The sequence below is a fragment of the Devosia sp. 63-57 genome, from assembly GCF_001899045.1.
GTDB lineage: Bacteria > Pseudomonadota > Alphaproteobacteria > Rhizobiales > Devosiaceae > Devosia > Devosia equisanguinis.
This window is the reverse complement of record NZ_MKUY01000005.1, coordinates 630,032-644,692: the sequence shown is the minus strand read 5'-3', so window position 1 is coordinate 644,692 and position 14,661 is coordinate 630,032. Positions and strand designations below refer to the sequence as shown.

At 63.6% G+C, this 14,661-nt stretch carries 12 protein-coding genes; 4 read left to right on the top strand and 8 right to left on the bottom strand.

Annotated elements, in window-relative coordinates; genetic code table 11:
* Positions 1 to 25 precede the first annotated feature (25 nt).
* Positions 26 to 2,941 (top strand): FAD-binding and (Fe-S)-binding domain-containing protein, encoded by a 2,916-nt coding sequence (locus BGO80_RS11380; protein WP_286721569.1) that lies wholly within the window; start codon positions 26 to 28, stop codon positions 2,939 to 2,941.
* A gap of 227 nt (positions 2,942 to 3,168) precedes the next feature.
* Positions 3,169 to 4,056, top strand: a complete 888-nt coding sequence (locus BGO80_RS11375; protein ID WP_286721568.1) for a hypothetical protein — start codon at positions 3,169 to 3,171, stop codon at positions 4,054 to 4,056.
* 164 nt (positions 4,057 to 4,220) lie between these two features.
* Here BGO80_RS11375 and truB read toward each other — a convergent pair whose 3' ends face one another.
* The 4 genes from truB to BGO80_RS11355 all read right to left on the bottom strand — a co-directional run bounded on the left by truB (position 4,221) and on the right by BGO80_RS11355 (position 7,434).
* Positions 4,221 to 5,129 carry a tRNA pseudouridine(55) synthase TruB gene (truB, locus tag BGO80_RS11370; RefSeq protein ID WP_286721567.1) on the bottom strand — a complete coding sequence of 303 codons (909 nt, stop codon included), beginning with the start codon at positions 5,127 to 5,129 and terminating at the stop codon, positions 4,221 to 4,223.
* A gap of 2 nt (positions 5,130 to 5,131) precedes the next feature.
* Entirely contained in the window at positions 5,132 to 5,539 is a 408-nt protein-coding gene (gene rbfA / locus BGO80_RS11365; protein ID WP_126148737.1) for a 30S ribosome-binding factor RbfA, read from the bottom strand.
* Between the two features lie 33 nt (positions 5,540 to 5,572).
* Positions 5,573 to 6,232, bottom strand: coding sequence for a hypothetical protein (locus tag BGO80_RS11360; RefSeq protein WP_286721566.1), 660 nt, complete (start codon positions 6,230 to 6,232; stop codon positions 5,573 to 5,575).
* A gap of 182 nt (positions 6,233 to 6,414) precedes the next feature.
* Complete coding sequence (locus BGO80_RS11355; protein WP_126148735.1) at positions 6,415 to 7,434, bottom strand: 2-hydroxyacid dehydrogenase; 1,020 nt, start codon at positions 7,432 to 7,434, stop codon at positions 6,415 to 6,417.
* Between BGO80_RS11355 and BGO80_RS11350 the strand changes: the two genes are divergently transcribed.
* On the top strand, positions 7,403 to 8,101 hold the full coding sequence (locus tag BGO80_RS11350) for an SH3 domain-containing protein (protein WP_223214063.1): 699 nt from the start codon (positions 7,403 to 7,405) through the stop codon (positions 8,099 to 8,101). The genes BGO80_RS11355 and BGO80_RS11350 overlap by 32 nt on opposite strands.
* 87 nt (positions 8,102 to 8,188) lie before the next feature.
* Here BGO80_RS11350 and BGO80_RS11345 read toward each other — a convergent pair whose 3' ends face one another.
* Positions 8,189 to 8,821: a LolA family protein gene (locus tag BGO80_RS11345; protein WP_286721565.1), complete on the bottom strand. Its 633-nt coding sequence runs from the start codon at positions 8,819 to 8,821 to the stop codon at positions 8,189 to 8,191.
* 118 nt (positions 8,822 to 8,939) lie between these two features.
* Between BGO80_RS11345 and BGO80_RS11340 the strand changes: the two genes are divergently transcribed.
* Entirely contained in the window at positions 8,940 to 9,245 is a 306-nt protein-coding gene (locus tag BGO80_RS11340; RefSeq protein ID WP_286721564.1) for a hypothetical protein, read from the top strand.
* A gap of 6 nt (positions 9,246 to 9,251) precedes the next feature.
* Here BGO80_RS11340 and BGO80_RS11335 read toward each other — a convergent pair whose 3' ends face one another.
* From BGO80_RS11335 to BGO80_RS11325, 3 genes are all read right to left on the bottom strand, one after another.
* Positions 9,252 to 10,925 (bottom strand): glycoside hydrolase family 3 protein, encoded by a 1,674-nt coding sequence (locus BGO80_RS11335; protein WP_286721563.1) that lies wholly within the window; start codon positions 10,923 to 10,925, stop codon positions 9,252 to 9,254.
* 168 nt (positions 10,926 to 11,093) lie between these two features.
* Complete coding sequence (gene infB, locus BGO80_RS11330) at positions 11,094 to 13,946, bottom strand: translation initiation factor IF-2 (RefSeq protein WP_286721562.1); 2,853 nt, start codon at positions 13,944 to 13,946, stop codon at positions 11,094 to 11,096.
* A gap of 6 nt (positions 13,947 to 13,952) precedes the next feature.
* Positions 13,953 to 14,624, bottom strand: coding sequence for an RNA-binding protein (locus tag BGO80_RS11325; protein ID WP_164550193.1), 672 nt, complete (start codon positions 14,622 to 14,624; stop codon positions 13,953 to 13,955).
* Positions 14,625 to 14,661: the final 37 nt, after the last annotated feature.

Here is a 14,661-nt window from a genome sequence, read left to right as displayed (position 1 = left end):
TTGCCTAACATGTTAGTAGACAAGCATGCAGCAAGCCGTTCTCACCTCGATCCAGCCCAAGGCTCCCGCCCCCGACCGCCAGGCCGCCGGGGAGCGCGTCGCCCATCGCCTCAAAGCCAGTGTTTCGGGCGCCATTCACACCGATCCGCTGATGACCTATGCTTGGAGCGGCGATGCCAGTTCCTACCGGCTGATTCCGGCCGTGGTGGTCTTCGTCAACTCCGAGGATGATGTGCGTGCCGTGTTCCAGGCAGCCCGTGCCGAGGGACTGCCGGTAACCTTCCGGGCCGCCGGCACCTCGCTGTCCGGACAGGCCGTCACCGATGGCGTGCTGGCCGTGCTCGGGGATGGCTGGCGCAAGCTGACCATCCATCCGGGAGCCGAGAAGATCACTCTTGGACCGGCCGTCATCGTCGCCGAGGCCAACCGCGCGCTGAAGAAATTTGACCGCAAGATTGGGCCAGATCCGGCGAGCCAGGCGACCTGCAAGATCGGCGGCGTGGTCAACAACAATTCCTCGGGCATGTGCTGCGGGGTAGCGCAGAACACGTACCACACCATGGCGCGACTCAGGATCGTCCTGACCGACGGCACTATGCTGGACTCCGGCGACGCGGATAGCGTTGCCGCCTTCCGCAAGAGCCATGCCAAGATGCTCGACCAGTTGCAGGCGCTGCATCGCGCCGTCATGGATGATGCGGAACTGGTGGCGCTGATCCGGCACAAATACCGCATCAAGAACACGGTGGGCTATTCGCTCAACGCTCTGGTCGACTATCACGATCCGCTCGATATTCTCATCCACCTGATGGTGGGCTCGGAAGGCACGCTCGGCTTCGTCTCCGAGGTGACCTACAATACGGTGCCCGAACACCCCTTCAAGGCCACCGGGCTTATTCCCTTTCCCGATCCGCAGGCCGCCGGGCGCGCCATCATCGAAATGGCCAATGGCGGCGTGCAGGTGACCACCGGAGTGACCGCGGCCGAATATATCGAGCGGCGCGCATTGGCCACGGTCGAGCACCTCTCGCCCATGGTGCCTTTACTGCCTTGGCTGACCGAGACTTCGCCGGCCGTGCTGATCGACGTCACCGCTCCCGACGCCGAGACGCTGGCGCGCGAAGTCGCCAAGACCGCTGCGCTGCTGGCGCGCCACGGCGCCACCCATATCGATCTGTCCACCGACGAGCATCGCAGCCACGAGCTGTGGGATATCCGCAAGGGCTTCTTCACCTCCGCCGGTGCAGCGCGTCCCAAGGGCAGCATCATGCTGACCGAGGACGTGGCGGCACCGATTGAAAAACTGGCCGATTTTGTTGTCGACTTGCGCAGCATGCTCGATGAGCACGGCTATCCCGATGCGGTAATATTCGGCCACGCATTGGCGGGCAATCTGCATTTCCAGATGGGCGACGATTTCACCAAGCCGGGTGCCGCTGAAAAATTCGACGCGTTCAATCGCGCGCTCTCCGATCTCGTATCGCTACGCTATGGCGGTTCGCTCAAGGCCGAGCACGGCACCGGCCGCGCCATCGCACCCTTCGTCGAAGCCGAATGGGGCGCCAAGGCCTATGGCATCATGCAGGCGATCAAGGCGGCTTTCGACCCCGAGCGACTGCTCAATCCAGGCGTCTTGCTCAACGACGATCCCAAGATCCACGTCAAGAACCTCAAGGTCATGCCGCTGGCCGACGAGATCGTCGATCTGTGCATCGAATGCGGGTTTTGCGAGCCGGCCTGTCCCAGCCACCACATGACGCTGACGCCGCGCCAGCGCATTGCCGTGACGCGCGAGCGCGCTCGCCTCAAGCAGACCGGCGAGGACCCGGCGCGGCTGGCGCGCTTCGAGGCCGATTTCCAATATGCCGGGATGGATACCTGCGCTGCCTGCAATCTCTGCTCTCTGCGCTGCCCCGTGGGTATCGAGACCGGCACCATGATTCTGGGCGAGCGCGCCAGGCGCCGGGGCGACACCGCCCGTTCGGTCGCCCATTTCGTGGCCGACCATCGCGGCGCGGTCGAGTCGATGATGCGCGGTGGGGTGGCGGTGGCCGATATGGCCCGCAAAGTCGTGCCTGCCCCTGCCGTCGAAGCGATCACCGATACGGCGCGACGGTTGACGGGGCGACATGTACCGCGCGTGTCACGAGCGCTACACCATGGCCCCGGCACGCCCAAAGCAAAGGACAACCGGCAGGACCCGCGCAAAAGCGGCTTCCCGGTGCCAATCGCTCAAACCGGGCGGCCATCTGTGGTCTATTTCCCGGCCTGCCCGAGCCGCATGTTCGGCGCGCCCGAAACTCACCACCAGCTGTTGCCAACCAACCAGGCCATGGTGACGCTGCTGGAACGCGCCGGGTTTGACGTGATCATCCCCGAGCACCTCAATGGCCAATGCTGTGGCCAGCCTTTCCAGTCCAAGGGCTTTCCGCAGGAAGCCGAGAAGGTCGGTGGGATGCTGATGGCGCAGCTGAACGATCTTTCGGTCGATGGCGCCTTGCCGGTGGTCACCGATGCGTCGACCTGCGCCAAGCATTTGCAGGCGGTGCCGGGCTCGGCCGAGGTCAGCGATTCCGCGCAGTTCCTGGTCGAGCAGGTGCTACCCAACCTCAGCATCACCCAGAAGCTGAAAATTGTTGCTGTGCACCACAATTGCTCGGCGCAGCGCCTCGGCGAACAGCCGGCGACCGAAGCCATTGCCCGCGCCTGTGCCGAGGAGATCGCGGTGCTGACCTCGGTCACGTGCTGCGGCTATGCCGGAGACAAGGGCCTGTTCCTGCCCGAGCTCAACCAGCATGCGACGCGGCGCGTGCGCGACGACATTCCACCAGGGTGCGAGTTGGGCGTCTCCACCGTTTCGACCTGCGCCTCGGGGCTGACCGAACGCGCAGACCTGCCCTTTGTGGGTCTGGCCAGCCTTCTGGAATGGGCCAGCCGCTGAGCCCCTCGGCACCAAAGCCAGCGGCGGAGGCGCACAGCCTTCGCCGCCAATCTGCCGCAATCGGAACAAAATCCCATCGGGCCCGTTGTCTGACCACTTGCGTCACTCAACAGAGGCTCTTCCCATGAACTCCATCATCTATCTTGTCGGCCTGGTCGTTATCGTCATGGCCATCCTGTCGTTCATCGGTCTCGCTTGAGCCATTAGCAACAAGGACAGGTATCACCATGACGATCGAACATCCCTCCGGCATTGCCGTTATCGAGGCTGGCGCAGCCAGTGATCGCGAAAAATCCAGCTATGTGGATTGGCCCGCCATCATTGCCGGCGTCGTCTTCGCCAGCGCGATTTCCATTCTCTTCATCAGCTTCGGCTCCGCCATCGGGCTCAACATGGTGGGCTTTCATGCCCGCGAGGGCGCACCGGCGGTGCTGATCGGTGTTGCTGCCGCCAGCTGGTTCCTCTGGGTGCAGATCTCCAGCTTCATGGCCGGCGGTTACCTCACCGGTCGCCTGCGTCGACGCAATTTCGACGCCACTGAAGATGAGAGCGATGTGCGCGATGGCGCCCATGGCCTGCTCGTCTGGGCTGGTGCCATGATTGTTGGTGCCGTGCTGGCTGTCAGCGGCGTGGGTGCCATTGCCAATGCCGTGGGCAGCGCTACCGCTACCGCCACGGTTGCTGCCTCCAATGCCGTCGAGGACGCTGTCGACCCCAATGCCTATTTCGTCGACACGCTGTTCCGCGCCAACCAGCCGGTAGACGCCACGCTTGCCCGCGACGAGGCCGGCCGCATTTTCGCCCAAGCCGCGCTTGGCGATGGCAGCATCAATGCCGACGACCGCGCCTATCTCGCCAATGTTGTGGCCGCCAATACCGGCCTGACGCCGGAAGAAGCCCAGTCCCGCGTCGACCAGGTTGCCGCCAATGTCGCCACTGCCCGTCAGCAAGCCGTCGAGGCTGCCCGCATTGCCCGCAACACGGCTATTATCGCCGCCTTCCTCCTCGCCGCCTCTTCGCTGGTTTCGGCCATCGGTGCCTATTGGGCAGCCCAGAAGGGTGGCAATCACCGCGACGAAAACAGCGTCTTCACCGACGTCTTCCGCCGCTTCTGATCCGATAAGAAAGAGGAGAATTCCATGTTCAAAGGACTTGCACTCTGGCTTCTCGGCGTGCCGATCTGGCTGATCATCATCATCTTCCTGGTCACCTGACCGGAGCAAAAAATCGGGGCCCAATCGGGCCCCGTTTTTATTGACGACGATGCCGTGCCGAAAGGTTAGAGATTGAAGACCCGGCGCGGATGGAATTGCCCGAAGGCCACCGACCCCGTGGCAACCACCTTGCCCTTGAAGCTGGCCCAGCAATCATCGAGCGCCAGTGGCGCGCCGGCGCCGGTCAGCAGCACCGCATTGCCATGGCCGACGGCTGTCGCCTGCACGGGATCGAGCCGAATTTCTGGCAGATTGGCGAAACCGGATGCGACAGGTGCAAGGAGCGCGTCGCGCGCCAGACCGGCTTCTGCCGCTTCCAATTGTTCGATGGTCACGGCGATGGCGTCGGTAAATGGCCCCACCGCAGCGCGATGGAGGCTGGTGACATGGCCCCTTGTGCCCAGCGCTTCGGCAATATCGCGCGCCAGGGCTCGCACATAGGTGCCCTTGCCGCAGGTCACCTCGAGAATGCTCTGCACCGTATCGTGGGAGACGAGCGCGATGGCGTCGATATCGATCGGCCGCTCAGCCAGTTCGACGATTTCACCGGCGCGCGCCAGGTCATAGGCACGCTCGCCATCGACCTTGATCGCCGAAAAAGCCGGAGGACGCTGCATGATGGTGCCGGTAAAGCGCGGCAGCACCGCTTCCAGGTCGGCCTGCTCAGGGCGGTGGTCGGAAGTGGCGATCACCTCGCCTTCGGCATCGTCGGTGCTGGTGGAGCTGCCCCATTGAATGGCGAAGCGGTAGATTTTTGTACCATCCTGCACCTGCGGCACGGCCTTGGTAGCCTCACCGAGAGCGATGGGGAGGATGCCGGTGGCCAGCGGGTCGAGTGTACCGGCATGGCCTGCCTTGGCAGCGGAAAACAGCCAGCGGACCTTGCCCACCGCCTGGGTGGAGGTCATGTCATAGGGCTTTGACAGCACCACCCACCCGGAGATGGGGCGCTTTTTGGATCTGGGCTGCGTCACTGTCAGTCTTCGCCGTTCTCGTCTTCATCGAGGTCGCGCTTGACGCGATCCGAGCGCAGCAGGGCATCGATACGGCCAGCCTCCTCGAACGTCTCATCGACGAAGAAGCGGAATTCGGGCGCATATTTGAGGTCGATTTGCGGGGCAATACGACCCCGGATGAATTTGCGGTGACGGTTGAGCGCCGCCACGATTTCATCAGCATGGCTGCCGCCCAGCGGCATTACATAGGCATTGGCGAGCTTGAGATCGGGCGTCATGCGCACTTCAGGGACGGTCAGGACCGTGCCGCGCAGGGCGTCGTCCTCGATTTCGCCGCGAGCGAACAACGCCGCCAATGCATGGCGGACCAGTTCCCCCACACGCAGCATACGCTGGCTGGGGCCGGTGGATGGGTTATCTCTTTTCATGGGCCAGCGGCTTAGGGCCTTGCCGGGCCGCCGTCAATCCACGACCGCGAGACTGGCATCGGTCTTGAACTGGGCAACGCGGGCTTCGACGGTCTGTACGTCCACCGGCCAGCTGGTGGGATCAGCGGGATCGAAGGCAGTTCCCTGCCATTCCTGGAACACCACACCCAGCCCGTTCGGTGATTTGAGGAAGCCCATGACCATGACTTCTCCCTTGCCGCGATAGCCGGGTAATGCGTCCAGGAAACCGCCACAGACGAAGCCAAGCGGCGGCAAGTGGTCGGCTCCATCTGGCTCGAGCTGGAAGAAGCCAGTCAGGCCTGGCTTGCAGGTGGTGGCGAAGGCATCAATGGCAGCATCGCGATAGTCGACGAGCGCTGTCGAGGCATCGTCGAGAATACGGGCGCCATAGCGCTTGGTCCAGAAACCTTCGCCCTCGCCCTTGGGATAGAGGCTGACGGCGGCTTGGCCATCAAGCGTCACGTAATTGGTATCGATCAAGGCCGAGAGGCCGTCCCGCTCGCGCCAGGCCGGGTCGACCCAATCGGGCATGGGCAAAGCGAGTTGATGGCCCAGCGCTTCGAGCACCAGATGGCCGTTTGCCTCGCTGATCGGCGCCGCATCGCCTTCGGCGGCAAATGTCGCGGCCGGCGTCACCAGACCGAGCAGGACAATCAGAGGCAGAACGTTCAAACGCAACAAGGGGCTCTCCTCGAACCGGACCGCGGCGCTCGCCGTGCCGCAACAATGAGACCGGATGCTTCGCCCCCACGATTCCAGCCTTGGCCGACGATTAGGAGGGATGGGCCAGCCATGCAAGGAAAACAGATGTCGCAGCCGGCGAAGCCATTTCACTTGCGGAATTACTGCAACAGTCAGGCGCGCAGGGCACGCGGCAGTGGCGTTTCCGGCAGAATGCGGTGGGGCGGCTGATGCCCGTCCATGAAGGTCCGGATGTTGACGATCACTACCTCGCCCATTTCGATGCGCGCTTCCATCGTGGCTGATGCCATGTGAGCGGTGAGCACGACCTTATTGGCCTCGGCAAGGGCAAGAAGACGCGGATTAATACCGGGCTTGTTCTCGAACACATCAAGCGCGGCGCCAGCCAGGCGACCGGTTTCGATACCCGCGATCAGCGCCGGTTCGTCCACCAGCTCGGGGCGACTGACATTGACCACATAGGCGCTGGATTTGAGGCGGTTGAGCCGTGCGGCGGAGAGAATGTTCTGGGTGTCGCGGGTCAGCGGTGTATGCAGGGAGACGATATCGACCGCCTCCAACATGGCGTCGAGATCATGCCAATAAGTGGCACCCAGCGGCTCTTCGACCCCAGGCGGGCGGCGATTGCGCGAATAGTAGTGAATGGCGAGCCCGAAGGCGCGCGCTCGTTGGGCCACGGCAGTGCCAATCCGGCCCATGCCGACGATCCCCAACGCCTTGCCGCGCAGACGATGGCCGAGCATCGAGGTCGGCGACCAACCGGCCCAGGCACGATCGCGCAGCAGCATCTGCGTGCCTTCCACCAGCCGGCGCGGCAAAGCCAGCATCAGCGCCATGGCCATGTCGGCGGTATCTTCGGTGAGCACGCTGGGCGTATTGGTGACGGTGACACCGGCGGCCCAGGCCGCTTCGAGATCGATATTATCGACGCCATTGCCGAACTGGGCGATGAGCCGCACGCTCTTGGGCAAGCGGGCGATCAGGGCCGCATCGATGCGGTCGGTGATGGTGGAGACCAGAACGTCCTTGCCGGCGAGGCCATCGAGAATGTCTTCGCCGGTCAGGGTGGCATCGCCCTCGTTGACATCGGTCTCGAACAGGGTTGCCATTCGGGCTTCGATGCTTTGGGGTAGCCGCCGCGTGACCAGGATTTTGGGTTTGCTGGATGTCATGGGCACCGATGGAGCTGGCCGGGGCCGGCACGAAGCCGATCCTTCAGCGACCATTAAGGATCATGCGCTACTGATAGGGCAAATCTTTACCGTCTGCAAAGTGATGTTCGTCCTGCCCGCCCTTCCAGGCCGCGCCGTAGCGCTTTTTTTTCTCGTTCTGGCCCTGAGCACATCCGCTGCGCTGCAGCTTCCGGCTGCGGCTTATGCCCAGACCGAGGGCGCCAGCGGCTTGCCCCTGCCCCGCTTCGTGTCCACCCGCTCGAGCCCGATCAATGTGCGCGTCGGCCCCGGCACCAAATATGACATCGCCTGGAATTTTGTGGTTTCGGGCGTACCGGTGGAAATCATCCAGGAATTCGACACCTGGCGAAAGATTCGAGACGTTGAGGGCGATGAGGGCTGGGTGCACCAGAACCTGCTGATCGGCACCCGCACTGGCTACGCCACTCCGCTGATGGCCAATGGCGAAGTGACCATGCACACCAATCGCGCCGATGACGGCCCGGTCCGCGCGCGGTTGGCGCCTGGGGTCAAGGTCACCATCCACGAATGCGACGGGCAGTGGTGTTCGGTGGCGGCAGGTCAGCCCGGTGAACGCCAGGCCTTTTCCGGTTATGTGCGCCAGGAAGAGCTCTGGGGCGTCTATCCCAACGAAGAATTCGACTGATTGTCCGGTGCCTGCGCTGGCGCCGAAAACACCAAAGCCCCCGAGCCTGGCTCGGGGGCTTTGGTGTTTCTTACCGCCTCTTCCCACTCAGCGGGTCGAAGGATCAAGTCCCTTATAGGTGGCGGGGATGGAGAAGAAGGCGCGGGGAATATCCATGCCCTGCTGCACATCATAGAGCGAGAAGGTCAGCTCCGAGCCGCTTGGCTCCACCAGGCTCCACTGCGCCAATTCCTTGGTATCGACATCGAAGACCAATGACACCTGAACGGTGCCGGCCACGGTCCGGTCGATCACGGTGATGCTGATATAGCCGTCCGAGGTGGTGACATTGACCACATTGGCATTGAGCAGATTGATTTCGCTGCCCAGGAACTGGCGCAACGGAATGGTGTCCTGCGGGTAGGCGTAATAGGTTTCGTCGCGCCGATTGAGCACGTAGAAGCCACGGCCCTGGGAGACGATTTCCTCGCGGCTGGGCGGCGCGTAGCGAAAGGCCACCTTGTCGGGGCGCTCCAGAAAGAATGTGCCTTCGGTGCGACCGCCATTGGTGTCGATCTGCAGGAAGCGCCCGGCCATGGTGCGAATGGCGGAATTATGGGCATTGATCTCGGCGATCAATTGCTGCTCCTGCGGGGTCAACGCGCGATCGAGCGCCAGAGCGGGCACCAGCGGAGCCAGAAATGCGGCGACACCGAGAAGAAGAGCTTGGCGGCGAATCATCTGCGTGATTTCCTCGCATGGATTTAGTGGTCGAAACTAACCTAGGCTGCAATTGCGGCAAGAGGTGGAAAGTTCCCTCGACCGCCTGCTTTGTCTCAACCACATATGGGAAGCCATAATGACGAAATCCATCCCCATCGCGCTCGGCCTGGTCCTGGCCCTGAGCGCTCCGGCTCTCGCCGCGCTGGCGCCGCAATATCAGCGCCAGGCGGAGCTCGAAGCCGTGCTGAGCACAGCCGTCGAGATTTTCGGCATTGCGCGACCGGTAGACGCCGTGCGCTTTGTCGAAACCGACAGCTACGAAGCCGAGGCCGAAGGCTGCACGCTGGCGCTCAAGATCGTCGATGCACCGCAGAAGCAGGCCGAGGGCTGGGTCGGCCCCCGCCAGTTCACTGTGGAGGCCGGTGAGCCGGTCTGTCCCTAAAACAGATCAGTAGCGCGCCTGGTCGCTGCCGCAAAAGGCATCGACAGGGCTCTTGCCGACGAACTCTGCCCGCCCGAGCAGAGCCGCGAGCACTGCGGACTGCATGTCCTCGTTTGAGCCATAGGCGTTGACATAGGTGGCGACCCGTGGCGCGTCGTAGAGGTAATAGGGGTAGCCCAGCGACACCATCACAGTTGGCACTTCGTGCCAATAGCGATGCATGGCGCCGAACACGCTGCCGGTCAGCCCCGTCCAGTCAAGGAAGATGCGGCTGCGCGTCAGGAGCGTCTCTTCGGCGAGCAGATAGAGGACGAGATCGTAATCCCTCGCGTCCGCCGACACATCGGACGAAAATTCGGTGACCTCAAAGCCAGCCTGGCGCAGCTTTTCCGGTAGCGACAGTGGCAAGGGTTTTGGGGCGAATGGCTGAACGGCGCCGGTCGAGAACACCAGGACACGCTTGTGGCGAGCCGGGGACAGCGGCAGATTGCCTGCTGTGTCCTTGACCAGGGTGGGAACGCGGGCGGCTGCCTCGCGTGCCACGCGCAGGTTTTCCGGGCTGGCAAGCACGCCACGGGCGCCATCGAGATTGGGTTGAGCGCGATCTTCGCGGTGCAGACCCAATGCGGCCTTGAGCGCCAGCACGCGGGTCACCGCTTCATCGACCCGTTCCTGGCTCAACCGGCCATCGGCGACGGCCTTCACCAGCCGCATCAGATCCGCATTGGGGTCATCGGAAAACAAGATGATGTCGCAGCCGGAAATGACCACTTCGGGCAAGGTCTGGTCGCGCGGCCCCCAATCCCCCAAGCCCGCCATGGGCGTGGCATCGGAGACGATGAGGCCGTTAAAGCCCAGCCTCTCCCGCAGCAGCGTCTGGTTCAGCACCCGGCTCAGCGAGGCGGGGCGGAAGGCCTCGGCGCCGGCCTCGGGGTCGAGCTCGCTCACAAAGGCCGGGAAGGCGATGTGAGCGGACATGACACTGAGCACCCCAGCCTTGATGGCTGAACGATAAAGCCGGCCGAAACTCGCTTCCCATTCCGACAGCGTCAGCGGATTGACCGTGGTAACCAGATGCTGGTCGCGATCGTCAAAACCTTCGCCCGGCCAGTGCTTGACCGTGGCAGCAACGCCGTTTTTCTGGAAAGCGGCGATCTGGGCCAGGGCATGGAGTTCGATCGTATCGACATCGCTGCCATAGGAGCGGGTGCCGACAATGGCGCTGCGCCAGGCCTTGTTGATGTCGATGACCGGCGTGAAGCTCCAGTTGAGGCCGACCGCGCGGGCTTCTTCGGCCATGATGGTAGCGATGGCGGTGGTGGTTTCGACGTCGTCGATGGCCGCAAGGCCCAGCGGGTTGGGCACTTCCGTGCCGAAAGGCAGGCTCATGCGGCTGCCTTCGAGATCGGCACTGACCAGCATCGGTGCCGGACCGACCTGGTCGATCTGCCCCATCAGCTCAATCTCGGCGGCGAGGTCGCCGGAATAAATGCGCGTGATGCCGCCCGGCTTGAAGCTGCGCAACTCATCCAGCGCTTCGTTCGGCGCGGCGCGGGACAGCAGCACGAAGAGCTGAGCCAGCTTGTCGCGCGCCGACAGGGCGTCGCGGGTCTGGTTGACCCAGGCAATGGCCGTCTCGTCGAGATTGAAGGGAGCAGCGGAGAGGTCAATGGCGGCCAAGTCGGGTCCTCCAGAACGCGGATGGTATCGTTTTCGGAGGGATGATTAGCAGAGCCCGGCCGATGCGGCCAACACAGAAACCGCAGATGAGGGCGCCAATGGGGCCAAAACAGAAAGGGTGCGGACCAGCCGCACCCTTTCAAAAGGCGTATCGTTGAGGCCGCTCGATCAGAGCGTGCGCTGCACCGTCTCGACGCGGAAGCATTCGATCTGGTCACCAGCGCGAATGTCTTCGTAGTTTTCGAAGGCCATGCCGCATTCCTGACCGACCTGGACTTCCTTGACTTCATCCTTGAAGCGCTTGAGCGTCTTGAGCTTGCCTTCGTGGATGACGACGTTGTCGCGCAGCAGGCGCACGCCTGCACCGCGTTCCACAATGCCTTCGGTGACTTGACAACCGGCAACCTTGCCGACCTTGGTGATCTGGAAGACTTCCTTGATGGTTGCGTAACCGATGAAGGTCTCGCGACGTTCTGGCTTGAGCAGACCGCTCATCGCGCTCTTCACGTCATCCACGAGGTCGTAGATGATGTTGTAGTAGCGGATTTCGATACCGTCGCGGGTGGCGAGGTCGTTGGCCTGCTTGTTGGCACGGACGTTGAAGCCGATGACGATGGCGTTGGATGCCGAAGCCAGGGTCACGTCGGATTCGGTGATACCGCCAACGCCAGAGAACAGGATCTGAGCCGACACTTCGTCGGTCGAGAGCTTGTTGAGGCTGGCTACGATGGCTTCGACAGAACCCTGCACGTCGCCCTTGATGATCAGCGGGAACTTGGAAATCCCGGCGATCTTGAGCTGGTTCATCATCTGCTCGAGACTGGTGGCACCGCCGCCGGCCGTCTTTTCGCGGATGGCGCGCTGACGATATTCGGTCACTTCGCGGGCACGGGCATCGGTCTCGACCACCGAGAAGCGGTCGCCCGCGCTCGGAACGCCGTTGAAGCCGAGAACCTCGACCGGAACAGACGGGCCGGCTTCCTTGACCTGCTCGCCCTGATCGTTGATCAGCGCGCGCACACGGGCAAACTCGGTGCCGGCGACAACGATATCACCGATCTTGAGCGTGCCACGCTGCACCAGAACCGTTGCCACAGCACCACGACCGCGATCGAGCTTGGCTTCGATCACCAGACCCTCGGCACGGCCATCGCGGGCCACCTTGAGCTCGAGAACTTCGGCCTGCAGCAGGATGGTTTCGAGCAGCTTGTCGAGGCCTTCGCCAGTCTTGGCGGAGACTTCCACGTCGAGCACGTCGCCGCCCATGGTTTCCACGAACACTTCATGCTGCAGCAGTTCGGTGCGCACCTTCTGCGGATCGGCAGAAGGCTTGTCCATCTTGGTGATGGCCACGATGATCGGCACACCAGCAGCCTTGGCATGCTTGATGGACTCGATGGTCTGCGGCATCACGCTGTCGTCCGATGCCACCACGAGGATGGCGATGTCGGTCGCCTGGGCACCACGGGCACGCATGGCGGTGAACGCCTCGTGGCCGGGGGTGTCGAGGAAGGTGATCTTGGCACCATTCTTTTCGACCTGATAAGCGCCGATATGCTGGGTGATGCCGCCGGCTTCGCCGGAGACCACATTGGCATTGCGGATCGCATCAAGCAGGCTGGTCTTGCCGTGGTCGACGTGACCCATAATGGTCACAACCGGCGCACGATCGGTCAGATCCTCGGCCTTGTCGTCGGCCGGGATGTCGTAGAGACCTTCTTCGACGTCGGCTTCCGACACGCGCTTGACGGTGTGACCCAGCTCGGTGGCGACGAGCTCGGCGGTATCGGCGTCGAGCACATCGTTGATCGTGGCCATCTGGCCCTGCTGCATCAGCATCTTGATCACGGTCACGGAACGCTCGGCCATACGATTGGCCAGTTCGGCGACGGTGATCACTTCCGGGATGATGACTTCGCGGCTGAGCTTGGGCGCATCCTGCTGGTTACGACCCATCTTCTTGTCGCGGCGACGACGCATGGCCGCCAGCGAGGGACCACGATCACGATCGTTCTCGGTGGTGGCGCTGGAAACGGTCAGGCGACCGCGTTCGGAGCCATCATCGGCGCGGCGCGTCGGGCGCTCGGGCTGCGCACGGCTGGCGCGGCGGGCATTTTCGAGCTCTGCCGCGGTGGTCGGACGCTGCTGCGGCGCACCGGTGCGAGTACGACGGCCATCTGCCTCGCTCGGCGGAGCGGGCGGCACATTGCCGATCGGCGCCATGCCGGCGCCACTAGGACGACGGTCACCGGTGGGACGACCTGCTGCACCTGCCGGGCGGGCACCAGCTGTGCCGGCGGGGCGACGTTCGCCAGTCGGGCGAGCCCCGGCAGCGCCGCGATCGCCTTCCGGACGACGGTTGTCGGTCGGACGTTCGGGACGCTGCGGGCGAGCCGACTGACCCGGGCGACCGGAAACCGTGCGCACGCTGGAGGGGCCGGGATTACGCTGGCTGGCGGGTACGAATGGTGTACGCGGCGCGGCATCCTGCGGCTCTGGCTCGGGCGTTGGCGCGGGTGCGCTGGCCACCACTGCTTCCTCGGCGCGGCGCGCCTCTTCGGCTTGGCGACGTTCTTCTTCCTGACGAGCGGCTTCCTCGCGCACCTGGCGGCGACGGTTGTCGTCTTCGATGCGGCGCGCCTCTTCAGCGGCGAAACGCTGGCTGTCCTCTGCCTGGCGAGCGCCGGCAAGCGCCAATGCCTGGCGTCGCGCCTCGGCCTCGGCAGCACTCAGGCCCAGAGGTGCACGGTTCTGCTGCTGCATGGGCCGACCCTGGCCGGGACGACCGCCCTGGCCCGGGCGCGTGCCCTGGCTGGACGACCCGCCTGGTCGCGAATTGGTCGGGCTGGCCTGTCCGGCCGGCTTGGGCACCACACGGGTGCGCTTCTCGACCACCACGGTCGAGCGGGAAGGTCCACGAGACATGCCGCCAGGACGATTGCCCAGCGCGGGGCCGCCCTTGAGGGTCAGCGTCTTCTTGGCGCCGGTATCGTCGGAACGCTTGTCGTCGTTATCAGCCATATCGTCCTATCGTCTTTCGTCGTGTTCCGCGGACAAAAGCACACCGTCTACCGCGACGCGGTCGGTGTCATTTTCCATCGGTTGGGCGCTGTATCGGGCCAGCCTTATGGCCTTGTCCAGTGCCGATTGGGCTGCCGCCCCTGTCATGAGGGCAGCATGTATCACATTTTCCAGCCCAAGTGCCAAACCCATTTGCGCACTTGAGAGCAATTCGAAATGCGGCACATCGGGGCCGGAAAGCCCCATTTCGCGCCGCGCATAGTTGAGGGCCCGCAAGGAGCCGGTCATCTTGTTGCGACCATCTTCGGCCGCGTCGGTGGCGGTCAGCAGCGCCAGCACCTGATTGGTCTCGATGGCGCTCTTGACCTTGGAGCCGCCGGAGACGAATTGCCCGGCCTTCTTGGCCATCGAGAGCGCCGAAAGCAGGCGCTGCTCGAGCCGGAGCCGGGTGAGCGCAGCCAGATCCTCGGGCACGCTCACCTGCGCCTTGAGGCTGCGCGCAAAAGCCTTCTTCTTGACGGCTTCTGCCACGGCAGCCTCGCTGAGGCTGATCCAGACGCCGCGCCCTTCGGCGCGCGCATCCACATCCGGAACGATAGTCTCGTCCGGACTGACGACAAAGCGCACGAGATCCTCGACCGGCTTTTCCTGCCGGGTGAGAGCGCAAGTCCTTACCATGTCCACGCGCCGGGCCAAGGCCGGGTGCCCCAAAGGA